This window comes from Collinsella provencensis, from assembly GCF_900199705.1.
Classification (GTDB): domain Bacteria; phylum Actinomycetota; class Coriobacteriia; order Coriobacteriales; family Coriobacteriaceae; genus Collinsella; species Collinsella provencensis.
Genome location: NZ_LT904908.1, coordinates 138,106 through 162,319, shown reverse-complemented (window position 1 = coordinate 162,319; position 24,214 = coordinate 138,106). Strand labels below are relative to the sequence as shown.

Sequence of the window (24,214 nt, the reverse complement as noted above, 5' to 3'; positions counted from 1 at the left end):
CTGTTTGCAGTGCCCCAGATTGCCCTGAAAGAGGAGGGAATACGCCTGATGCGCGATGACCGACGATTGAAGGGCAAGGTGGGGTGCTGCAGACAGCCGATCAGGTTCGTCACCCTATAGCCCCTTCCATCTCGAGCTTGATGAGATTGTTCATCTCGACGGCATACTCGAGCGGTAGCTCCTTGCTCACCGGGTTGGCAAAGCCGTTCACGATCATCGTGCGAGCTTCCTCTTCGGAAATACCGCGACTCATGAGATAGAAAATCTTGTCATCGCCGATGCGGCCGATTGTGGCCTCATGGCCGATGTCCACGTTCTTAGCGCGGATATCCATCGCGGGAATGGTGTCGGAACGTGAGATGTCATCCAGCATTAGCGACTGGCAGCTCACGCTCGCGGCTGACCCTTCGGCCGCAGGCGTTGCCACAATGGAGCTGCGGAACGTGGAGATACCGCCGCCCTTGGAAATGGACTTGGTCTCAACGCTCGCGGAGGTCTCGGGCGCACCCAGCACCACCTTGCAGCCAGTATCGAGATTTTGACCCGCGCCGGCGAACGTGATGCCCGTAAAGCTCGAACGGCTCTTGCGCCCTACCAGCACGCTCATGGGATACAAATACCCCACGTGGCTGCCGAAGGAGCCGCTGATCCACTCGATCTCGCCCTCTTCCTCGCAGCGGGCGCGCTTGGTGTTGAGGTTGTACATGTTCTTCGACCAGTTCTCGATGGTCGAGTAGCGCAGATGCGCGCGCTTTCCCACAAAGAGCTCGACCGCACCCGCATGCAGGTTGGCCACGTTGTACTTGGGCGCCGAACACCCCTCGATAAAGTGCAGGTCGGCGTCATCTTCGACAATGATGAGCGTATGCTCGAACTGACCCGCGCCTTTCGCATTGAGGCGGAAGTAGCTCTGCAGGGGGAAGTCGAGCTTCACACCTTTGGGAACGTACACGAACGAGCCGCCGCTCCACACCGCGCCGTGCAGCGCGGCGAACTTGTGGTCGGTCGGCGGGATGAGCGTCATGAACTTCTCACGGATCATGGCCTCCCATTTGGGCTCTTGCAGCGCCTCCTCGATGCCGGAGTACACGATACCCATCTGGGCAGCGGTGCCCTGCATGTTGTGATACACGAGCTCAGAGTCGTACTGGGCGCCCACGCCGGCGAGATACGAACGCTCCGCCTCGGGGATGCCCAGACGCTCGAAGGTGTTCTTGATGTCGTCGGGAACCTCATCCCACGTTGCCTGTTGATCGGTGTTGGGCTTGACGTAGGTCACGATGTGATCCATGTCGAGGCCCTCGATGCCCGGACCCCAGGTGGGATCGGGGAACTTGTTGTAAATCTCAAGCGACTTCAGGCGGTGCTTGAGCATCCATGCGGGCTCGTTTTTACGCTCGGAAATCTCACGCACGATGTCCGGCGTCAAGCCGGCATCCAAGCGCTCGAATCCCTCCTCGCCGTACCGGAAATCGTAAAGGCTGCGGTCGATGTCCGCGACCTCGGTGCGCTGTTTTGCCATTGCACCGACCTCCTAGCGCGTCTCGTCGGAAGCCTGAGCTGCAGCCTCGGCCCCACCGGCTGCCTGTGCCGCTTCGCGCTCGAAGGAGTCGAAGCCGTTGGCGTCAATCCACGGGATGAGCGACGCGTCGTCCTCACGCACGATGCGCCCGTTCACCATCACATGCACGCGGTCGACCTTGAGATGCTCGAGGATGCGCGTGTTGTGCGTGATGATGACAAGCGAGCCGTCCGTTGCCTTGCGATAGGCGTCCATGCCGCGCGAAACCACGCCGAGCGCGTCGACGTCCAAACCGGAGTCCGTTTCGTCAAGAATGGCGAGTTTGGGTTGGAGCAGCAGGAGCTGCAGCATCTCAACCTTCTTCTTCTCTCCACCGGAGAAGCCCACGCCCAGCTCGCGGTTGAGATAGGCGATGTCCATATCAAGTTCGGCGGCGAGCTCCTTCACGCGACGACGGAACTCCTTGCCCTTCATCTCAAGGCCCGGACGCCCGGCGATTTGTGCGCGCAGGAAGCTCGACAGCGGCACGCCGGGAATCTCCACCGGTGCCTGGAAGCTCAAGAACAGACCCGCACGCGAGCGCTTATCAGTCGAAAGCTCCGTGATGTCCTGGCCATCGAAAGTAATGGTACCTTCGTTCACCGTATACACGGGGTCGCCCATGATGACGTGACCCATGGTGGACTTGCCCGCGCCGTTGGGGCCCATGAGCACGTGAGTCTCCCCTGCGGCAACGTTCAAATCGATGCCATGCAAGATGGTCTTCTCATCAACGGAAGCGGTTAGATTCGATACGGAAAGCAATGGGGTTTGGGACATATCCAGCTCCTTTATCGCTTGGGCAAAGAACGAGAGCACTTCGAACGAAAGCAGGAGATACCACTGTTACGAAGATCTGTTTCTAAACCCTAGAAAATCTCTCGGATTAAGGATATGCCGCCGCCATGCAGAGTCAAGTTATTCCGACCATTCCACTCAGATTACAATCCTTTTGTTTATTCAGACATGTCGCTTCAATCGATTCACTCTTTTGGAACGCTCCAATTTATCGATAGCGCCCCTCAAAGAACAAACTAGACACGTTCCACCAATCAAATAACCCAAATTGGAACGCTCCAACTTCAAAAATATACCGTTCGCAGAAAAGAGATAGACAAATCGCGGTAGAATGGCACTGCATGTCAGGTCTGTCTAAGGTAAGCGCATGGTCCCACGCCGGCGCAACGCCACGGACACCAACTACGAAAGAGAGGAGAGGCATGCAGTACTCACAGGAAGTGGAGAACATGTGCCCCGTTGCCAAGGGCGCATACCACGGCCCGGCACCCATCCCCGAGGAGGGCAAGTGGGTCCAGGCCAAGGAGATCAAGGACATCTCCGGTCTTACGCACGGCATTGGCTGGTGCGCTCCCCAGCAGGGTGCGTGCAAGCTCACGCTCAACGTCAAGGACGGCATCATCGAGGAGGCCCTCGTTGAGACCATCGGCTGCTCGGGCATGACCCACTCCGCCGCCATGGCTTCCGAGATCCTTCCCGGCAAGACCATCCTCGAGGCCCTCAACACCGACCTCGTCTGCGACGCCATCAACGTTGCCATGCGCGAGATCTTCCTGCAGATCGTCTACGGCCGCAGCCAGACCGCGTTCTCCGAGGGCGGCCTGCCCGTCGGCGCCTCCCTCGACGACCTCGGCAAGGGCCTGCGCTCCCAGGTCGGCACCATGTTCGGCACCAAGGCCAAGGGTGCTCGCTACCTCGAGCTCGCCCAGGGCTACGTCACCCGCATGGCGCTCAACGAGCGTAACGAGATCATCGCTTTCGAGTTCATGAACCTCGGCAAGTTCACCGACGCCCTCAAGGCCGGCAAGACGCCGGAAGAGGCCATCGCCGGCGCCATGGGTCACTACGGCCAGTGGGAGAACGCCGCCAAGTACATCGATCCGCGCAACGACGAGGAGACCCACACGGTCGCCAACGTCTTCCCGGTTCACGAGTAGAAAGGGAGGGACATAACCATGGCTGTTACTTTCGAAGGTTACGAGCGCCGCGTTGAGAAGATCAACGCCTGCCTCGCTGAGAACGGCATCGCCTCCCTCGAGGAAGCCGAGCAGATTTGCCTCGACGCGGGCGTGAATGCTCGCGAGATCGTCCACGACACCCAGTCCATCGCGTTCCAGAACGCCGAGTGGGCCTACACCCTCGGTTGCGCGCTCGCCATCAAGCGCGGCGTCAAGACCGCTTCCGACGCGGCTTCCGTGATCGGCGAGGGCATTCAGGCCTTCACCGTTCCGGGCTCCGTCGCCGAGGACCGCAAGGTCGGTCTGGGCCACGGCAACCTGGGCGCCATGCTCCTGTCCGAGGACACCGAGTGCTTCGCCTTCCTGGCTGGCCACGAGTCCTTCGCCGCTGCTGAGGGCGCCATCAAGCTGGCCCTCAACGCCAACAAGGCCCGCACCAAGCCGCTGCGCGTCATCCTCAACGGCCTGGGCAAGGACGCTGCTCAGATCATCGCTCGCATCAACGGCTTCACCTATGTGAAGACCCAGTTCGACTACTTCACGGGCGAGCTCAAGATCGTCGAGACCATCCCCTACTCCGATGGTCCGCGCGCTGCCGTCAACTGCTACGGCGCCGACGACGTCCGCGAGGGCGTTGCCATCATGTGGCACGAGAACGTGGACATCTCCATCACCGGCAACTCCACCAACCCCACGCGCTTCCAGCACCCCACCGCGGGTACTTACAAGAAGGAGCGCCTCGAGGCCGGCAAGAAGTACTTCTCCGTGGCCTCCGGTGGCGGCACCGGCCGCACCCTGCACCCGGACAACATGGGCGCCGGCCCTGCCTCCTACGGCATGACCGACACCATGGGCCGTATGCACTCCGACGCCCAGTTCGCCGGCTCCTCCTCGGTGCCTGCGCACGTCGACATGATGGGTCTCATCGGCATGGGCAACAACCCCATGGTCGGTGCCACCGTCGCTTGCGCCGTTGCCGTGAACGCCGCGATCAACGGCTAGGCCGCGCGTTTACTTAGGTTGTAAGAAAAGCCGTCGTCCCCATTGGGCCGGCGGCTTTTTCGCGGGATTTCCCGTGAGCGTTGTGATGCACGGATGTCCAATCGCGCACGGTATCCCGCGTTGTTTTATCCACGGTAGCACCATCTTTTCACCTACAAATGGGATGAAGTGCACTATGCTAGTGCTGCCATAGTAATGCGGTTTTTTCCGCAGCGACAAGGAGGCTTTTATGTCCAATCGTATTGTCCTCAACACCATTTCGTATCACGGCGCCGGCGCCATCGCCGAAATCCCGGGTGAGATCACCCGCCGTGGCTACAAGAAGGTCTTCGTTTGCACCGATGCCGACCTGGTGAAGTTCGGCGTTGCCGCCAAGGTCACCGACAAGCTCGACGAGGCCGGCATCGCCTATGCCGTCTACTCCGACATCAAGCCCAACCCCACCATCAAGAACGTCCAGGACGGCGTTGATGCCTTCAAGGCCGCCGAGGCCGACTGCATCGTCACCATCGGTGGCGGCTCTGCCATGGACACCGCCAAGGGCATCGGCATCATCATCAACAACCCCGAGTTCGCTGACGTCCGTTCGCTCGAGGGTGTCGCCCCCACCAAGAACCACGCCGTGTTCACCATCGCCGTTCCCACCACTGCTGGCACCGCCGCTGAGGTCACCATCAACTACGTCATCACCGACGTCGAGAAGGTCCGCAAGTTCGTGTGCGTCGACACCAACGACGCCCCTGAGGTCGCCGTTATCGACCCCGAGATGATGGCTTCCATGCCCGCCGGCCTCACCGCCTCCACCGGCATGGACGCGCTCACCCACGCCATCGAGGGCTACACCACCCTCGGGGCCTGGGAGATGACCGACATGCTCCACATCAAGGCCATCGAGCTCATCGGCAAGAGCCTCCGCGATGCCGTCGCCGAGGCCAAGAGCGGCGAGCCCGGCTCCGGCCGCGAGGGCATGGCGCTCGCCCAGTACATCGCCGGCATGGGCTTCTCCAACGTTGGCCTGGGCATCGACCACGCCATGGCTCACACCCTCTCCGCTCACTATGACACGCCGCACGGTGTCGCCTGCGCTATGCTGCTCCCCATTGCCATGGAGTACAACAAGCCCGCTGTCACCCAGCGTCTTGCCGACATCGCCGTTGCCCTGGGCGTTGACACCACCGGCATGAGCACCGACGAGGCCGCTGACGCCGCCATCGCCGCCGTCAAGCAGCTCTCCGCTGACGTCAACATCCCGACCGTGTGCGAGGCCATCGTCGAGGAGGATCTCGACGTTCTGGTCAAGGACGCCATGGCCGACGCCTGCTTCCCGGGCAACCCCCGCGAGGCGACCGCGGACGACGTCAAGGCCCTGTTCCGCAAGATCATGAAGTAACTTGCAACAACAGATCACCGGCGTGATGAGGCGCGGTGCGGGCCAAGGTGCTCGCGCCGCGCTTTTGCTAACGGCTGCGGCTTTTTCGATTGCGATACCGCTTGCGGCTGCGGCCCTTGCCCCATCGAAGCTGCCTAATCCGACAACATCAACTTTGGGCTGTTTTTAAGCATTTGACACTTGTTTACGACCCTCAAATACGAAAAAACGGCCCAAAGTTCGAAACCGCATCCCTACAGAAGCGCCATCGCCGCGACATCATCGCATCCGACATCTGCGAAACACTCAACTGTGCTATGCGACGTACCCGCGCTCAACGTAGTCAATGAGCTCCTGCTGGCTATGCACCCCGATTTTCTGGTACACGTGACGCACGTGGGTCTTAGCTGTATTGCGTGAAATCACCAGCGTATCTTGGATATATGCGCTGTTGCGCCCGCGCGCCAGCATACGTGCGATCTCCTCCTCACGTGGAGTGAGACCTGTATCGCGGGCAATCTCTGCCACGCGCAAATCTATGACATCACTCTCGAACGTCGACGACTCGCTTGGTACCGAAGTGACAATCGGATCCGAAACTGGGACGATCGACGCAAACAACCCCGTAAAGCTAAATCCGCGCATGCCGACCCACACATACGCGACGATCACAAACGCAAAGCAACCTACCACCACGGCATCGTCCCCCGTGAACCCACGTCCCACCAAGATATGCAAAAACTGGCAGAACCCATAGCCCACCCACGAGCCGAACGTCGAGACGCCCAAGCCCAGCGGTACGACCACCAGCGCGCCGGATGGGTTTCTCGCCGCGATAAAAGCGAGCGTAGACAGCAACAATGCGTAAAAACCTTGGGAGCCGAGCGTGAGTGCAAGTGAGATGAAATCCGCGTTCGCGTGAGACGGAATGAGGACCAAAAAGCCGAACAGGACGGTTAGCCCGCACAGAGAGAAAAGCCGATCCTCATCAAACCCCCGCGTCTCCCCATCATGCGATATTGCATAGAGCGACAACAAGATAAACGCGATGGCGATGAACATCTGGTTGGAAAACGACTCGGAGCCCATCATGAGCGTTGACGCGTACCCAAACACCGTTTCAAACAGCAAAATGCAGGTAAACAGCTTGCTCCTGAGCGAAACGAAGGAGTACGGATTCGTGACCTCAAGATTTTGAGGCGTATCGGACGTGCACAGAGCGTCGAAAAGAGGACGCTCCTTCCATGTGCCCATCACCAGCAGCAACGTCACCGAAAAACAGCACATGAACACCATCGGCCCGCCTACCGTCACAAAGATGGCGTGCACCAAATATGCGAGCGACAGGCCGCTGCACGTGCAAATCACCAGGTTCTCGGGTCTTCTCATATGCGAGAGATACAGCGTGGCAAGGACGCCGCCCCAGGCGCGGGCGATGTTATAGAGAAAATCCGCTATACACAGAAGCACATAGCGATTCGGCATCGTTGTTGGGAAGAACCATGTCCAGAGCGCACATCCGGCCAACGCAAAAGCCAACGTAACGGCAAGACAGCGTGAAAGGTTGATGCGCTGCGGGGCGAGCCTGCCCATAAGCGCAATGGGCACATAGCACATCGGTGTGAAAAACAGGGTGACGCCTTTGTACCACGGATCGAAATTTGAGAGAAACGCAACGGAACGAAAAAGCATTGCAAGCGATACAAGTGTGACGAGCAATACGCCATACGCCTCCGAAGAGAACGCAATACCCTTCTCAGCCTTCTTCTTCCATGCGCTTACCTGCGACATCGCACTCCCATGTCCGCTCGAAACATTCGTTGTACAGCATGCATCATACCTAAAAATGCAACCGTTCACCCTCACACCAGCGGGGTGATATAACACATATCACCACACTTGAGAGCCCCATCACCCCACCCCCATTCCCTATGATGCGTTCCAGACGGCGCGAGAGCGGTTTGTCGACAAACGGCAAACATCCAACGCGAGCAGTTGGCCGACACCGAAAAATCGGGCAACGCGAGCGACCGTCCAACTCAAATGGTCACGTTGAGAACGGCTTCAAGAGAAAGGTAGGGGCATGAGTATCGTCGAAGAGGCACGGGCAATCCAGGGAGAGGTCGTCGAACACCGCCGCTGGATGCACCAGCATCCCGAGCTCGGGTTTGATCTACCCGAAACGCAAGCCTATGTGCGCGGCGTTTTGGAAGAGATGGGTTACAAGGTCACCGAGCCGTGCAAGGGAGGTTTGCTCACGCAGATCGGCAACCCCGACGAGGGCGCCTGCATCCTGCTGCGTGCAGACTACGACGCCCTGCCCGTCAAAGAGGAGACGGGGCTCGAGTTCGCGTCCACCAACGGCAACATGCACGCCTGCGGCCACGACACCCATGCCGCCATGCTCCTCGGTGCAGCCAAACTCCTCAAGGCGCACGAGTCCGAGATCCATGGCTGTGTAAAACTGCTCTTCCAGCCCGACGAGGAGGGCGCGCCCACAGCTGATGTCACGGGCGGCGAGGCCGTGCTCGCAGGCGGAGTGCTCGAGAGCCCCAAGGTCGACGCAGTCACCGCACTTCATGTGATGACGCCCGATAACCCCGCCGGTTCCTTTACCACGCGTTGCGGCACCATCTTCTCCTCCATCGATGACATCGAGATCAACATCCAGGGCAAGGGTTGCCATGGCTCCATGCCGCACCAGGGCATCGATCCGATCAACATCGCGTGCCACATCTACCAGGGCGTACAGAACTACATCGCACGTGAGCTCGACCCCACCGAGGTCTGCGTTGCCACGTTCGGCGTTATCGAGGCGGGCCGTGGGGCCAACGTCGTGCCCGACACCGCCCGCATGCTCGGCACGCTCCGCACGCAATCCGCCACGGTACGCAAGCACTTCCAAGAGCGCGTGACCGCCATGGCACAGGGCATCGCCGAAGCGTTCGGCGGCAGCTGCACCGTGGAGTTCCTGCGTGGCGTGCCCAACACGTATAACAATCCCGAGCTCACCGAAGAGCTGATCGACAACGTGCGGGAACTCTTTGGCGATGACCCCACCATCATGGAAAAACCCTTCCCAGGTACCGATGACCTCGCCGTCTTGTCCGAGAAGGTCCCCACTGCCTACTTCATCCTCGGCGCAACCGATGAGGACCACACCGAGTTCGGCATGCACCATCCCGGAGTTGTGTTCAACGAGGACGTTTTCTACCGCGGGTCGGCGTTCCTTGCGGGCAACGCCCTCTCCTATCTGGAAAAACGCGCGAAGTAAGCGCGCGTTGGGAGCTAGGTTCGAGCGCGCGGGTTGAGCCCCGCACCAGACATTAAACGTCAAACACTCGCACCAAACACCTAAACGCAGGCACGGCACACGCCAAACCTTGCGCATCTCATCCGTTTTGTTTGCAAGCCATATGAGAAAGGATTCTTCCATGGCAGAAACAACCAAGAAAAAGAAGAAGGGCATGCCGACCTCCTTCACCATCCTGATCGCATGCCTTATCGGCACCGCGATCCTGACCCAGATCGTGGCGCAATTCTCCCCCGACGTGACCGGCGCATCGCTTGCCATGGTCATGCAGGCCCCGTTTCTCGGCTTTGAGAGCGCCTTGCAGGTCTGCCTCTTCGTCATCGTCCTCGGCGGCTTCCTCGCCATGGTCAACAAGACCGAAGCCCTCGAGGCGGGCATCGCGGTGCTTGTGCAGAAGATCGGCAACCGCGAGACCCTGCTCATTCCCGTGATGATGATTCTCTTTGGCATCTGCGGTTCCACCTACGGCATGATGGAGGAGACCATCCCCTTCTACATCCTACTCGCCTCTGTGACCTACGCCATGGGCTTTGACACCATGGTTGGTGCGCTCATCGTCCTCATGGGTGCGGGCCTGGGCACCCTGGGCTCCACGGTCAACCCGTTCTCTATCGCCGTGGCGAGCTCCGCCCTCACCGACCTGGGCATTCCCGTCGACCAGGGCATCATCATTCCCGTCGGCCTCCTGCTCTTCGTCGTTTCCGAGGCTATGGGCATCGCGTTCGTCATGAACTACGCCAAGAAGGTCAAGGCTGACAAGTCTGCGTCCGTTATGACCCCCGAAGAGCTCGCCTCCGCCGATAAGGCCTACGCTGAGGACAATATTTCCCTCGAACATGCCACCATCACCGGAAAGCAGAAGCTCGTCCTTGTCCTGTTCGCCCTGTCCTTCCTCGTCATGATCGTATCCTTCATCCCTTGGGAGAACTTCGGCATCAACTTCTTTGCCATCGGCGCCACCGCTGAGGACGCCTCCACCGCATGGAGTGCCTTCCTCACCGGCCAGCCCCTCGGTCGCTGGTACTTCACCGAGTGCGGCATCTGGTTCCTGCTCATGTCCATCGTCATCGGCCTTATCGGTGGCCTGTCCGAGAAGGAGCTCGTAGGCACCTTTATTGAGGGTAGCTCGACCATGATCTCGACCGCTCTCGTGCTCGCCCTTGCCCGTTCCATCGCCGTCCTCATGGGTCTGACCGGTCTTGACCTCTTCATTCTCAACGCCGCTGCCGATGCGCTCGCAGGTGTTTCCGCCATCGTCTTTGCCCCGGCAAGCTACATGCTCTACTTCGTCCTCTCCAACGTGATTCCGTCGAGCTCCGGCATGGCCACTGTCTCCATGCCCATCATGGGACCCCTTGCCAGCAGCCTCGGTTTCTCTCCCGAAATCATGATCATGATTTTCGCCGCCGCTCACGGTGTCATCGCTATGATCACTCCCACGAACGGCGTCGTCCTCTCCGGCCTCGAGCTTGCCCATACAAGCTACGCTTCGTTCCTGAAGCTCACCCTCAAGTTCTTCGTGGCGCTGACGCTCGTTACCATGGCAATTCTCACCATGTTGATGCTGATCCTTTAATGAGCCCTTCCCCTTGTGGTCTTGGGGCTTGAACGTAAATGGTTCCTGCCCCTCGTATATCCGTCCCCCTTTCCTCGGAATCCTGGATGCAGCGATTACAGGATTCCAAAATCAAATGCCCTAAATGGGCAACCAAAAAAGAGCCGGTCCACCACCGGCTCTTTTTTCTTGAGACGAGTCCTCCCTGTTGCCTATGGGCAACCGCGGCTTCCTATGGTCGGTTGCCGTTGCCTATGGAATCCGACGTTTTGAAGCCTCCAAAACGCAAAAAACCATAGACAACGCAAGTAGTGATACAAATGCAATTGCCATTGCCTGTGGATTAATGCGTTTTTGAGCCACTAAAGCACAAAAAATCGTAGACAACAGTAACGAGTGCAGACTAATAGAGACCAGAAACGTAAGTGATAGAAGGAAAAATGGACGACAATTAGGGAGTTTGGACGTTACGTTTTAAGGAAATGGCCATTTTACCCCTAGGCTGGGGTGTTCGAACGATGTTAAACGACATTTTTCAAATCATCCGGCACAAGTAACTTTGCGAATCCTGCGGTTTTGTTGACGGGCATTCCCGGATGGACGTTCCCAAAGGCGTTTTGCTATCAAACCGAGGACCCAAATGCCCCAGTATGGCGTAAATTGACCACTCTTCCAAAATGCGACCTGATTTAGCGCCGGAGCAATCCTTTTAAGCTCCGCTCCGTGGGCAGGTTCGAATCCATGCGTGTGCTTCAGTCATGAAAAAAGCTCCTTTGCAGGAGCCTCAAATTCAATGGTGGACCGTCAGGGATTCGAACCCTGGACCTTGGGATTAAGAGTCCCCTGCTCTAGCCAGCTGAGCTAACGGTCCGTATGTACCAAAGGATGCAATGTGGTGGACCGTCAGGGATTCGAACCCTGGACCTTGGGATTAAGAGTCCCCTGCTCTAGCCAGCTGAGCTAACGGTCCATTTGCATCTGCGCACAAGAGAGGAATGGGGTGGGTAAAGGGACTCGAACCCTCGACCTACGGGACCACAACCCGTCGCTCTAGCCAACTGAGCTACACCCACCATGTGTCTCTCGCACAGCTAGATTATTATGCACACTAAGTGCCACGGATGCAAGCATATTTTTGGAAAACATGCTCCATCACAATGAGAACCAAAACCAGAAGAAACGTCATGTTGTCTGGACACAACAAGCCTGCACAAGCATTGCAAGGCTTCTGCAGAGATCGCAAGCGCGCGAAACTGCCCGACACCTGAACGCGCAAGCGTTCGGCGCAGGACCTCGGTCAAAAGCTCGAGCGCCCCTCGGAGACCTTCGCCCACACCCAGTCATTCGGCGCAGGACCTCGACGCATAACGCATATGAACAAACCCTTAGCGCGTTTCCTTCCGCACATGAACGTGAATCGATGCAAATCGCAACACGATGCCCGACACCGCGCCGCAGCAATCGAGCAGCACGTCTACAATCTGCCCACAGCGACCCGGAACAAGCAGCTGAATCGTCTCGTCAATAGAAGCGGTCATCACACAGGTGAGCACTACCGCAACCAGTGCTCCACGAGATACGTCATGCGCTTTAAAGGCTTGAAAGGAGACCACGCCAAGCAACAGGTATTCCATAAAATGGCCTGTCTTACGCACGATAAAGTTGGTAACCCAATCAAAGGGCAGCCCAAGTGAGGCCAACACACGTCGAATCGCCTCAACCACCGCAAGGCTCATGCCACCGCTGCCCTCGCCAGGGACGAGCGAGTTACCCCATATGCATACGATTGCGATACACATAAGGGCGAGCCATGAAAGGCTCGCCCTTGAACGAAGCTGCGTGATAAACGTTTTTTGAATCACTTACGCCTCGGCGCGTTTCAGTGCGGGCATCGCAGCGGTTCCACCCTCGATGACCTTGAGATACTCGTGTGTTGTACGACGCACGCTCTTGGACTCGACATGCTCGAACTCTTCCTCGATCAGCGAGTTGACGCGGCTGTGCAGCTTGGTCGCATTCTCCCCTTCCGCAACGGCCGCCATTCGGGCAGCCTCAGCAGAGGCGGCGTCATTTGGAACGAAGCGCGGTTCAGCCACGGGAAGCTCTTCTTCATCCAGAATCGCAAGAGCAGCCGCCCACATATCCTCATGGCCGGAATAATCCGCCGCAGGAACGTTCACCTCATGCGTAGCCACAGATGAGGCAATGGGAGACGCAGCCGCAGGCGTGGGGGCCACAGCTCCAGCAGCAGTCGCAGACGTTGGGGCGGAAATGATCGGCTGCTGGGGAATGCAGCTCTTGGGCCCGTACAGCGACTCGATGGCCGCCTGGTAATCGGACACCTCGTCAAGATCGTCATACGGCATGAAGGTCCCCGCAAAGGCATTTGACGCCTGCGTTGCAGCAGCGGAAGTGGAATACGTTGCGCCGGTGGAAGATACGGGTGCGGCAGCCGCAGAGGCGGCCTGCGGCACACCGGCGAGCGACATGTACATCGCCGTCGATCCGGCCGAGGGGGATGTATAGGCACTGCCCTGCACAGACGCAGGCGCGTCCGTTACAGCTGCAGAGCGACGCAGCTCCTCGAATGCAATCTGGTACACGTCATTGGAGTGTGCAGGGTCGCAGTTGACGGGGGATGTATCATCAAACACGGCGTCGATGTCAGTCCATGCCGCAGCCTCGTCAAGCGCATTGGCCGCACGCGAAATCACCGGAACATCGTCCGAGGCACCATGCACAAAACGTGAACCGCGACGCGCCGACTCCTCATGAACACCGCTCCCCTGCTCTTGAGAAGCCATATGGGCAAAAGCCTGTAATCCCGAGGGGATATCCCGCACCTCTTCGTCCGCAACTCGGTCCGCACGAGCATCGAGCACATGCCCGGTAACGGCGAGCATGCCCACGCCTGCGAGGATACCCGCGGCAAAAGGCATGGCGTCCATGCGGACGATTTCGTTCACACCATCGAACGGCAAGGTCGCGGCATATGCGGCGAGCGGCGCGGCAATACCCAAACCAGCGGAAATACCGATGGCGTTCTTGCGATACGCAGTCTTTGCAATTGCCATGACGTGCTCCTCCATCACCCATGCGTCCGTCACAATGGCCCACGATTTTGCCGTACGCGCAGCGAAAGAAAACCGTGAGTCGGTCGCTGGAAAAGATGATGAAAGCAGCTATGGGAGAATGTATCCCCCGAGCAACGGATTGTGGTTCGTTTCATCTGCGTTTTCCGTCGCGATCTTCGAACTATTATGCGAAAACCCGCAGGTATTTGCAAGCGTTATCACCATGTGTTTGACATCTTCTGAAACATTTCCCCCTCACACGTTACAAGTACATGGCAAGACATTTGCGAAATAAGGCGATTGAAGGAAAACATCCCTCGACAAGATGGGCAAAGAGAGCATTATGCGTAAAAAGCAATCAAGCCCAATGTGTTTGTAAAACAGGGCAATCGGGAACAAGGGTCATATTGAATGCCCGGTGCCCATTATGGAGTGGGTACCGCGATTTTGCCAGTAAGGAGCGATCATGTCGCGTATTGCCATCGTAACGGGTGCAAGTTCTGGGTTGGGCCGTGAGTTCGTCAAGCGTATCGATGCCGGAGAAGCGGGACACGTCGACGAGATTTGGGTAATCGCACGCCGCGCCGAACGCCTTGAGGCGCTGCGCCGTACTTGTTCGACCCCCGTCCGACCCTTCTGCCTCGATTTGACCGATACCGCATCATTCGAGGTTATCGAGGGCGCTCTTACCGAAATTCCTGACGTACAGGTATCGCTCCTAGTCAACAACGCGGGTTTCGGCACCTTCGGTGCGTTTGCCACTCAGGGAAAGCAGGATGCGCAAAAGATGGTCAAGCTCCTCATGCTTGCCCCCGTCGAGATGATCTGCCGCACGCTTCCCTATATGCATGAGGGCTCGCGCATCATCAACATCGCCAGCGTGGCGTCGTTCGTCCCTCAGCCCAAACTCGCGGTATACTCCGCCGCCAAACGCTTCGTGCTCGACCTTTCCCGCTCACTCGACGCCGAGCTGGGCGATTGCGACATCCACGTCACCGCCGTATGCCCCAAGTTCATGCAGACGGAATTCCTCGACAAAGCGGGCGATGAGGCAGCAGCGCAAGCGATGACCGCGATCGGATTCGAGCGTGTCGACCACGTCGTCACAGCCGCTCTCAAGGCCTCGAATACGGGAAAGGGCCTTTGCATCCCTTCGCTTGATATGAAGGCGTATTACGCCCTCTCGCGCGTTCTGCCCTATAAGGCCGCACTCGCCGTGGAGCGCCATCTCGGCATCCTGTAGATTACAGCTCAAGCCGACCATAGAGAGATCTTAGACGCGCGGACAATTTCCCTTCGGGCGTGGTTTCGCTTCGCTCCACAAAAACGCCCTACGGGAAGCAGTCCGCGCGCTGAATTGACAGCTTGTCGACCAGGCAGTGCCATTGGAAAAGGTGAGGACCTGGCATATTTCCGGAGGGTGTTTTGTGAGGCGAAGCCGAACCACACCCGCAGGAATTATGCCAAGTCCTCGATATCAAGGCGGCAGTTTGTCGGAAACCGTTACATCAAATCGGGGTGGTCGGCGGCCTTCTTGGCGGTTCGGATGAGGAACTCCTGGTTGGAATTCGTGCCCTTGAGGCCCTTTATGAACGAGGCCGCGGCGCGCTCGGTGTTGTTCATACCGGCGAGAATACGGCGGATGCCCCACACGAACGGACGCATCTGCTCGCTGATGAGCAGGTCCTCGTTGCGCGTACCACTCGCCACCGGATCGATAGCCGGGAAGATGCGGCGATCGGCAAGCTCGCGGTCGAGCTTGAGCTCCATGTTGCCGGTGCCCTTGAACTCCTCGAAAATCACCTCGTCCATCTTGGAACCCGTGTCGATGAGTGCGGAGGCCAAAATGGTGAGTGAGCCGCCATTCTCGATGTTGCGCGCGGCTCCCAAGAAGCGCTTGGGCGGGTACAACGCGGCGGAATCCACGCCACCCGAAAGGATACGGCCCGAAGCAGGCGCGGCAAGGTTGTACGCGCGGGCAAGGCGCGTAATGGAGTCGAGCACCACCACGACGTCGCCACCCATCTCCACGATGCGCTTGGCGCGCTCGATCACGAGCTCGGAAACGCGCGTGTGGTTGTCAGCGGGCATATCGAACGTCGAGGCGACCACGTCGCCCTTGATGGAGCGCTGCATGTCCGTGACTTCCTCGGGGCGCTCGTCGACCAGCAGGCAGATGAGGTGAACCTCGGGGTTGTTGATGGCAATGGACTGGCAAATCTTTTTGAGGATGGTCGTCTTACCGGCCTTGGGCGGAGACACGATCAGACCACGCTGGCCCTTGCCGATCGGGCTCACGATATCGATGGCGCGACCCGTGATGGAATCTTTGCCATGCTCCATGACGAGCGGCTCGTTGGGATAAATGGGCGTGAGGTCGGCGAACTTGGGACGACGCTTGATGTCCTCGGGGGCCATACCGTTCACTGAACGGAGCTTGCCCAAGCCGGGCAGCTTATCGTTGGGACGCATGGGACGCAGCGTACCGGCGATATAGTCGCCCGGACGCAGACCCGCGGCGCGGACGAGTGGAGCGGGTACGAAGGCGTCGTCGCGAGAGGGCATGTACCCGTGCACACGGATGTAGCCAAAACCCTGGTTGTCCATATCGAGGATACCCTCGACGTCGCGGAAGCCCTCGGCGCGGGCCGCAGCGGCGTAGATTTCCTCCACGAGCTCGGCCTTCTTCTTGCCCGTCACGTCAAGCTCGAGCTCTTTGCCCTTTTCGCGCAGCTCGGCGACCTTCATGCCCTCGAGTTCTTCGCGCGTGAGCGTAGGCTCGGTGGGTAGATAGCGGTTGTTGCGCTCTTTGCGCTTTGCCTGCTGGCGCTCGCGACGCTCGCGATTCTTGGTCGTACGGTCAACACGCTCGCGCTTTTCAGCCGCCCTGCCGTCCTTTCCCGCCTTGGCGGACGAAGACTCGTCGGCAACATGCTCGGTGCTTTCAGAAGATTCCGTATGCTCGGCATCGGTACGCTTCTGATGCATGCGGCGCGGCTTGCGTCCAGAAGCCTCCGTTGCCTCGGCGCCTTCGGTCTTCTCGCTTTCTGCGAACTGATCGACAACCTCAGCCTGCTCCGCAGGCGCAGGGCTCGCGGAATCATCGGCGGGCTCAACCTGCTCGGCGGGCTCGGAACCCGCGGCCTCAGCCTCATGTGCAGCGCGAGCGGCCTCGAGAATCGTAGCTTGCTGCGCGGCGAGTGCGGCTTTTTCGTCATTGGCAACCGCTTTGGGCTTGCGACCACGACGCTTCGGACGCGGCGCGGAATCAACGTCGGCAACTTGGGCGGTGGCGGGAGCATCGGAAGCTTCAGCAATAGAAGCGGGCTCAGATGCCTGGGCCTTGGGGGCCGCAGAAATCGCAGCGTCGGTAGACGACAGCATTTCTGCCGCTCGTTCAGCCTGACGGCGCTGACGGCGAACCACAGAAGCTTGGGAAATCTGCGCCAGCGCACGTGCCTGCAACACCTCAGATGACTCGGCAACTGCGGAAGTGGAAGCAACGGCACTCGTATCTGCCGTCTTACGCGGACGTCCGCGACGCTTGGCGGGCTTTTCCTCCGCTTCGGCAGACTCTGCGGTCTTCACCGATTTCGCAGCCCTTTTAGGCTTGGCAGCCTTTTCGGGTTTCGTATCCTCAGCAGCTTCAGCGGACTTTTGATCAGCGGCCTTCGTCTTGCGCGGGCGACCGGGACGGCGCTTGGGCTTATCCCCGGACGCCATGCTGGCGGCAGGTGCCTCAGGCTGAGCGGACACGTTCTCGATATTCTTTTCGTCAGACACGCGGTTTCACTTTCTACTCGCGTTTATCCACGGCAATCCACTTAAACGCGGATGGCAAACCAAATAATGAGAAATGGGATAACGTTGAAATGGGAGACGTACGGTTACGTCGCGACTGAATATACCACATATATTGTCCACTCACCCGCGCGCTAAACAAAAAATCGGGCCCAACCCGAAAGTTGGACCCGAAGCAGCGACTCAAATGCACTCATGCAAATAAATCACCAGACAGGTTAATTAGCCGCACGCAAGCACGCTTATGCAAACAGCCTTACATCTTGGTAGGTGCGGAAACACCGATGAGGCTCAGCACGAGCACGAGCACGGAGCGAACGGCGTCGCAGGCGGCCAAACGGGCACGGGTGACCTCGGGGTCAACCGGATGCCCCTCGCTCGGCAGCACCTGGCAAGCCTGGTAGAAGCTATGGAAACCGGCGGCGAGTTCCTCGGCGTAGTGCGTCAAACGGAACGGAGCGCGGTCGCGGGCGGCACCGGCGATGAGGTCCTCGAGCTCGGAGAGCTTGCGGGCAAGCGCCAGCTCGGTGGGATCGGACAGCAGCGCGTAGTCCACGTCAGAACCGATGGCCTTCACGGCAACGTTCTCCATGCCCATGAGCTCTGCCTGCTCGAAAGTCACGCCGGCGGCCTTGCGCAGGATGGAGCAGATACGGGCGTGCGCGTACTGCACGTAGTACACGGGGTTGGACTGGCTCTTCTCCTTGACCGCGTCGATGTCGAAGTCGATGGTCTGGTTGGAGGAGCGGCTCACGAGCGTGTAACGGGCTGCGTCGGCACCGACCTCGTCGATGAGCTCGCGGAAGGTGATCATCGTGCCCTTACGCTTGGACATACGAACCGGCTTGCCGGAACGCAGCAGGTTGACGAACTGTCCCAGCGGCACCTCGAACTGTCCGGGATATCCGAGAGCGTCACAGACGGCCTTGACGCGCGGGATGTAACCGTGGTGGTCGGCACCCCAAATGTCCAGAACGAGGTCGACGCGCTGGAACTTGTTCCAGTGGTAGGCGATGTCGGACGAGAAGTAGGTATAGTCACCGTTGGACTTCTTGATGACGCGGTCCTTGTCGTCGCCGAACTCAGTGGACTTGAACCACAGCGCACCGTCGTCGGTGGTGTAGAGGTAACCCATCTTGTCGAGCTTGTCGTAAGCGCGCTCAACCGGAGAGGTGCCCGTCCAGTCCTTCTGGTACATGGTGCGCTCGCTCATCCACACGTCGAAGTCGCAGCGAACGTCGTGGCAGGTCTCCTTCATGTCCTTGAGCATCTTCTGGTAACCGCGCTCACGGAACTCGAGCATGCGCTCCTGCGCGTCGGCGTTGACCCACTTGTCACCATCGGTCTTCCAGAAGTTGGCGGCCTCGTCGATGATATAGGTTCCACCGTAGGAGTCCTTGCCGAGGTCAGCGGTGAACTCGTCCATGTAGGGATGGCTGTCGAGATGCTCGTCAGCCTCGTCCTGCACGTAGTTGTCGCGGTCCTGAGCCAGGAAGTCGCGGGCGGCATCGATGTCGCAACCCCGCTTCTTCATGATGTCGGCAAGCTGCATGTAGCGCTTGGAGATGGAATTGCCGAAGGTGTTCATCTGATTGCCGTAGTCGTTGATCCAGAACTCGCGCTCGATGTCATAACCGGCATGCGCCATGACGTTGCACATGGAGTCACCGAGTGCGGCCCAGCGGCCGTGGCCCACGTGCATGGGGCCGACCGGGTTGGCGGACACGAACTCGATCTGGGTCTTGACGCCGCCACCGACGTTGGACTTGGCGAAGTCCATACCCTGCTCACGGGCAACGCCGAAGATGGTGGTCTGGGCAACGGTATTCAGATAGAAGTTGATGAAACCGGGGCCGGCGATCTCAACTTTCTCGATCTCAGCGCTCTCGGGCATGTGCTTGACAACAGCCTCGGCGATGGCACGCGGAGCGCAGTGAGCCAACTTGGCAGACTTCAGTGCGCACGTCGACGTCCACTCACCATGAGAGGTGTCTGCCGGTCGCTCAATGCCGCAATCCTCAAGCTCGAACGCAGGCAGGTCGCCCGCTTCCTGTGCAGCTGCAAGCGCAGCACGTACCAGCTCTTCAATCTTTTCCGGCATAGAGGTCCTCCTCAAACTTATGGCCCTGAAATGTCCTTCTCGCAGGGCCCATGTACAAGCGCGGTCTACTGTAGCATAGTGGAGCGGCTCGCAAGCATATTTCCTAATAAAATACGGCGAATTATACGAACGTAACAACTCTTACACGAAATGCGGATTTTCCTGCGCATTTGGACCTGAAGTTTGACGTTTTACCCCCTTGGTTTGTGGGGAGCGAAATGTGTTCGAATTGTAGTAATTATCATTAAAAGCCCACGTAATCATGGTAAAATTGGGAAAGTTATTCACGGAGTATCAGTTGGTTTTGCAGAGTATCGGTTGGAGTCAGCATGTTCGAAATCGGCCAGCACGTTATTCATCCCGGGCAAGGAGTTTGCACCGTTGTGGGATTCACCAACGACGACCCAACGCCCATGATTATTCTCCATGCAAAATCGGGCCATGCGGCAACGCAGCTCATGTTCCCCCAGTCTCAAGAGGGACGCCTGCATTGCGCCATCTCGCGCGAAGACGCTGAGGAAATACTCGACCGCTATGGTGAACTGGCTGTCGATACGTTTACCGAGCGCAACAGCTCGCTGGAGGAAACTTACTTTAAGCAGCAGCTCAAACTCGGCGCGCCCGAAACCGTACGTATATTCAAAACCATGCGCCACCGCATTGCGCATGCCGAAAAAATCGGCAAAAAGCCGAGTAGCTATTACACGCGCATCTTGAAGGAAGCCCGCCGGCGTGCCGTTGAGGAACTCGCCGTCGCACTCAACCTTGCCACGGAAGATGCAGACGAGCGTTTTATCGCCGCCATCTCCGCAGATGAGCACAGCTTGAACTGACGCTTTGCCGTGCTATAGTGTCCGCAGTTCATCTGCCCCGCATTGACGGGGCACCATTGGCATGCCCGTGTCGCATATCTCATTGAGTGCGTAACACGGGGATGCTTGTATCTGAGGAGGTTCCCATGGCGACTCTTTCCGCCGGAATGACGCGCGATGAGGCATTTGCCCTGCTCTCCGAGCACAACAAGGATCCGTTCCACATCGAGCATGGCGAGACGGTCGAGCAGACCATGCGCTATTTTGCCCGCGAGTTCGATCCCGAGAATGAGGAGTTCTGGGGCATCGTCGGCCTCCTGCACGACCTGGACTGGGAAGAGCACGACGACGAGCCTGCCAAACACACGCTGTACGCCGCGCCACTTATCGAGGAAGCGGGCGGCACCCCCGAACTCATCCGAGCCATCCAGTCGCACACCAGCGATTTCAACACGGAGCTCCCCAAGCCCGAACTCATGATGGAGAAGATCCTGTTCGCCACCGAGGAACTCACGGGCCTCATCGGCGCCGCCGTGGTCATGCGTCCGTCCAAGAGTGTGATGGACTTCAACGTGAAGTCGCTCAAGAAGAAGTTCAAGGACAAGCGCTTTGCCGCCGGCGTTTCGCGCGACGTGATCCGTTCCGGTGCCGAGATGCTCGGCTGGGAGCTTGACGAGCTGTTCGCCCGCACCATCGAGGCCATGCAGAGCTTCGCCCCCGACCGCGATACGTTCCAGGCGGAGTAAGGTCACCTTTACTGCACGTTAGCCCCGCAGATAATTTCCCTTCGGGCGTGGTTCCGCCACGCTCCACAAAACGCCCTCCGGGAAGCAATCTGCGGGGCCTGCATGTGAGCTTAGTAGGCCACTCAAATCGAGATTGAGACCAGACGGATATTGCAAACTCACCATTGAGACTAGACCTTTGTTGCACGTTTCGATGCATTTCTGCAATATCCGTCTGGTCTCATTGCCGAATATGCGACATTGATCCAGTCTCATTGCCGTGTATAGCCTGACCCGAAACAAGCCGCGAATGGGTGTCCCATATATCGTCCGCCGCGAGTTCCGCACGAACAGAAGGCGCCAGTGGCGCCTCCGTCGTGAGCAGGACTGTCCGAGCGCCGGATGATATACGGACACCCACCCTAAGGGTTGTTTGAGCATAGAGCGATTTGCGGTCCCTACGGACGCACCTGGCCAGTGCCCCTCAGCAGGTACTTGTAGGTGGTCAGAGCCTCGGCGGCGAAGGGTCCACGCGCATGGAGCTTTTGGGTCGAAATGCCGATCTCGGCGCCCAAGCCGAACTCACCGCCATCGGTGAAACGCGTGCTGGCGTTGGCATACACGGAACTTGCATCTACCTCACGCAAGAACCGCTCGCATGCGGCGGTATCCTCGGCAACGATAGCTTCGGAGTGCATCGTGCCATAGGTGTTGATATGCTCGATTGCCTCATCGATGTTACGGACCACATGCACGCTGATTTCGAGCGCCAGATACTCGCGACCCCAATCGTCTTCGGTGGCATCGGTAAACCAAGCAGAAGGCAGAGCATCGCCCAAAATCTCACGCGTCAAAGCATCACCATGCGCACACACTTCCGCGCGGGAAAGCGCATCGAACATGCCCGGCAAAAACTCTGCGGCAATCGCCTCGTCCACCAGCAGCGACTCGGCGGCGTTGCATACGCCCACACGCTGCGTTTTGGCATTCATCACAATCGCGCGCGCCTTGTCAAAATCGGCGCTTTCATGCACGTAGATATGGCAGTTGCCCGTGCCCGTCTCGATAACGGGAACCAGGCTCTCACGCACACAGCGCTGAATCAGATTTGCACCGCCGCGCGGAATAAGGACGTCGACCACGCCGCGCAGGCTCATAAGCGCACCCGTGGCCTCGCGATCCGTAGTCTCGATGATGGTGACGGCCTCACGCGGGAATCCCGCCGCCTCGACCGCGTCGGCAAGGACATGCGCAATCGCCACACACGAACGCTGTGCAAGTGATCCGCCGCGCAGGATGCAGGCGTTGCCCGTGCGGATGCAGATGCCCGCCGCATCCGCCGTGACGTTGGGGCGCGCCTCGTACACCATGGCAACGAGGCCCAGCGGCACGCTCACCTTTTGCAGTTCGACACCCTGATCGATGGTGCGCTCCTCAAGCACGCGACCAACAGGATCGGGCAGGTTGGCGAGCTTTTCCAAACCCGCGGCCATACCCTCGATGCGCTCGTTCGTCAAAAGCAGGCGATCGAGCAGACCCGCATCGATTCCCGCTGCACGAGCCGCATCCATGTCTTCGGCATTTGCCGCAAGCACCTCGTCGGCACGAGCACGCAGCGCGGCGGCCATGCCGCGCACCGCAGCACAACGCGCATCGTCAGACGCAAAGCTCAACGGGCGTGAAGCGGCCTTTGCGGACGTCGCTAAATCAGAAACATACTCGAACAAACTATCCATTTCTGCCCAACCCCCAAAAGGATGCCGAAACGAAACGTATCAATTAAACGCGTTATGCGAACACGATGAGGTTGTCGCGATGAATCGCAGGCTTATCCGCCAAATTGGCGAGCAGGCGATTGCCGGCGATCTCCTCTTGGCGACGACCGGCGGCAAGCGACAGCTCATCGCTTCCCGCCTCCGCGATACCGCGCGCCAAGGTCATGCCGTCGACATCGCGCACGTCCAGGATGTCGCCCGCATTGAACGCACCCTCCACCGAGGTGATGCCAACGGGCAGCAGCGATCCACCGCGCTCTACGAGCGCCTTTGCGGCACCGGCATCCACCGTCACCGTGCCATGGGTGCTGTCGCCCAAGGCGATCCACAGTTTGCGCGGGGCAATCTCAAAACGCTCCGCAGGCGGGACAAAGCGCGTTCCCACCTGCTCGCCGCGTGCTAAGCGCACAAGTGGGCGCTGTTCCTCACCCGAGCAGATCACGCTTTCGATGCCCGCGGTCATCAGGATGCGGCTGGCGCGAATCTTCGTGATCATACCGCCCGTACCCACCGCGGTGGTCGAATCGCCCGCCGATCCGATAATCGTCGCGTCGATCTTTTCCACGCGCGGGATGAACTTCGCATCGGGGTCAAGCGAGGGATTGGCCGTATACAGGCCATCGATATCGGAGAGCGTGACGCACAGGTCTGCCGAAACCAGGCAGCTCACCAAAGCCGCCAACGTGTCGTTGTCGCCGAACTTGATCTCATCGACCGTCGTGGTGTCGTTCTCGTTCACCACGGGCACCACGCCGAGCTCGACCAGGCGCGTAAGGGCGTCGCGCGCATGCAGGTACGAGCTACGACGCGCCGTGTCGTGGCGTGTGAGCAGCACAAGCGAGGTCAGCAGGTCCGCAGCGCGGAACTCCTCGTCATACACGGCCGAAAGGATGCACTGCCCCACCGAAGCGCACGCCTGCAAGCTGGGCATATCGGTGGGTCGACGTTCAAACCCAAGCGACGGTGCACCGCATGCAATGGCACCGGAGCTCACCACCACAAGATTCCACCCGAGTTCGCGCAGCTCGCGAGCCTGCGAGGCAAGCTCGGCGATAAAATCGCGACGCAGGGCGCGGTCCTCGCCCACCAGCGTGGACGAGCCGATTTTCACAACCATGGTCTTACGCGTAGAGGCCATATCCAATCCTTC

General features: G+C 59.0%; 17 protein-coding genes and 3 tRNA genes. 8 read left to right on the top strand and 12 right to left on the bottom strand.

The features are described 5' to 3' along the window. Positions 1-109: 109 nt before the first annotated feature. Both sufB and sufC read right to left on the bottom strand, forming a co-directional pair. Positions 110-1,522 (bottom strand): Fe-S cluster assembly protein SufB, encoded by a 1,413-nt coding sequence (sufB, locus tag C1711_RS00700; RefSeq protein ID WP_102337343.1) that lies wholly within the window; start codon positions 1,520-1,522, stop codon positions 110-112. A gap of 12 nt (positions 1,523-1,534) precedes the next feature. After that, positions 1,535-2,341 carry a Fe-S cluster assembly ATPase SufC gene (gene sufC, locus C1711_RS00695; protein WP_102337342.1) on the bottom strand — a complete coding sequence of 269 codons (807 nt, stop codon included), beginning with the start codon at positions 2,339-2,341 and terminating at the stop codon, positions 1,535-1,537. Positions 2,342-2,781: 440 nt separating this feature from the next. Between sufC and C1711_RS00690 the strand changes: the two genes are divergently transcribed. The 3 genes from C1711_RS00690 (at position 2,782) to fucO (ending at position 5,929) form a co-directional block, all read left to right on the top strand. Continuing rightward, positions 2,782-3,516, top strand: coding sequence for an iron-sulfur cluster assembly scaffold protein (locus C1711_RS00690; RefSeq protein ID WP_102337341.1), 735 nt, complete (start codon positions 2,782-2,784; stop codon positions 3,514-3,516). A gap of 18 nt (positions 3,517-3,534) precedes the next feature. Further along, complete coding sequence (locus C1711_RS00685; protein WP_102337340.1) at positions 3,535-4,539, top strand: GGGtGRT protein; 1,005 nt, start codon at positions 3,535-3,537, stop codon at positions 4,537-4,539. 229 nt (positions 4,540-4,768) lie between these two features. Further along, positions 4,769-5,929, top strand: coding sequence for a lactaldehyde reductase (fucO, locus tag C1711_RS00680; RefSeq protein WP_102337339.1), 1,161 nt, complete (start codon positions 4,769-4,771; stop codon positions 5,927-5,929). A gap of 294 nt (positions 5,930-6,223) precedes the next feature. Here the strand turns inward: fucO and C1711_RS00675 are convergent, their stop codons facing one another. Beyond that, positions 6,224-7,699 (bottom strand): response regulator transcription factor, encoded by a 1,476-nt coding sequence (locus C1711_RS00675; protein ID WP_102337338.1) that lies wholly within the window; start codon positions 7,697-7,699, stop codon positions 6,224-6,226. Positions 7,700-7,991: 292 nt separating this feature from the next. On the opposite strand from C1711_RS00675, the gene C1711_RS00670 reads away from it, so the two are divergent. Together C1711_RS00670 and C1711_RS00665 are read left to right on the top strand one after the other, a co-directional pair. Next, a complete protein-coding gene (locus C1711_RS00670) occupies positions 7,992-9,182 on the top strand; it encodes a M20 metallopeptidase family protein (RefSeq protein WP_102337337.1) in 1,191 nt (396 codons plus the stop codon). Positions 9,183-9,342: 160 nt separating this feature from the next. Next, on the top strand, positions 9,343-10,797 hold the full coding sequence (locus C1711_RS00665; protein WP_102337336.1) for a YfcC family protein: 1,455 nt from the start codon (positions 9,343-9,345) through the stop codon (positions 10,795-10,797). A gap of 773 nt (positions 10,798-11,570) precedes the next feature. On the opposite strand, the gene C1711_RS00660 is transcribed toward C1711_RS00665, so the two are convergent. The 5 genes from C1711_RS00660 to C1711_RS00640 all read right to left on the bottom strand — a co-directional run bounded on the left by C1711_RS00660 (position 11,571) and on the right by C1711_RS00640 (position 13,850). Further along, positions 11,571-11,647: transfer RNA gene (locus C1711_RS00660), tRNA-Lys, on the bottom strand. A gap of 22 nt (positions 11,648-11,669) precedes the next feature. Further along, positions 11,670-11,746 (bottom strand) — tRNA-Lys (locus C1711_RS00655). Positions 11,747-11,772: 26 nt separating this feature from the next. Next, positions 11,773-11,849 (bottom strand) — tRNA-His (locus C1711_RS00650). Between the two features lie 312 nt (positions 11,850-12,161). After that, the gene (locus C1711_RS00645) at positions 12,162-12,638 is read right to left on the bottom strand and encodes a VanZ family protein (protein WP_234346133.1); all 477 of its coding nucleotides are present in this window, start codon (positions 12,636-12,638) and stop codon (positions 12,162-12,164) included. After that, entirely contained in the window at positions 12,639-13,850 is a 1,212-nt protein-coding gene (locus tag C1711_RS00640) for a hypothetical protein (RefSeq protein ID WP_102337335.1), read from the bottom strand. It lies immediately after the preceding gene. 466 nt (positions 13,851-14,316) lie between these two features. On the opposite strand from C1711_RS00640, the gene C1711_RS00635 reads away from it, so the two are divergent. After that, the gene (locus C1711_RS00635) at positions 14,317-15,093 is read left to right on the top strand and encodes an SDR family NAD(P)-dependent oxidoreductase (RefSeq protein WP_102337334.1); all 777 of its coding nucleotides are present in this window, start codon (positions 14,317-14,319) and stop codon (positions 15,091-15,093) included. 260 nt (positions 15,094-15,353) lie between these two features. Here the strand turns inward: C1711_RS00635 and rho are convergent, their stop codons facing one another. Continuing rightward, a complete protein-coding gene (gene rho / locus C1711_RS00630) occupies positions 15,354-17,573 on the bottom strand; it encodes a transcription termination factor Rho (protein ID WP_102338494.1) in 2,220 nt (739 codons plus the stop codon). A gap of 334 nt (positions 17,574-17,907) precedes the next feature. Beyond that, positions 17,908-19,752, bottom strand: coding sequence for an arginine--tRNA ligase (gene argS, locus C1711_RS00625; RefSeq protein WP_102337333.1), 1,845 nt, complete (start codon positions 19,750-19,752; stop codon positions 17,908-17,910). 329 nt (positions 19,753-20,081) lie between these two features. Here argS and C1711_RS00620 point away from each other — a divergent pair, with 329 nt between their 5' ends. Beyond that, positions 20,082-20,585: a CarD family transcriptional regulator gene (locus C1711_RS00620; RefSeq protein ID WP_102337332.1), complete on the top strand. Its 504-nt coding sequence runs from the start codon at positions 20,082-20,084 to the stop codon at positions 20,583-20,585. Between the two features lie 125 nt (positions 20,586-20,710). Next, positions 20,711-21,310: an HD family phosphohydrolase gene (locus C1711_RS00615; protein ID WP_102337331.1), complete on the top strand. Its 600-nt coding sequence runs from the start codon at positions 20,711-20,713 to the stop codon at positions 21,308-21,310. Positions 21,311-21,747: 437 nt separating this feature from the next. On the opposite strand, the gene C1711_RS00610 is transcribed toward C1711_RS00615, so the two are convergent. Both C1711_RS00610 and proB read right to left on the bottom strand, forming a co-directional pair. Then, entirely contained in the window at positions 21,748-23,025 is a 1,278-nt protein-coding gene (locus C1711_RS00610) for a glutamate-5-semialdehyde dehydrogenase (protein WP_102337330.1), read from the bottom strand. Positions 23,026-23,077: 52 nt separating this feature from the next. Beyond that, on the bottom strand, positions 23,078-24,202 hold the full coding sequence (proB, locus tag C1711_RS00605) for a glutamate 5-kinase (protein WP_102337329.1): 1,125 nt from the start codon (positions 24,200-24,202) through the stop codon (positions 23,078-23,080). Positions 24,203-24,214 lie beyond the last annotated feature (12 nt).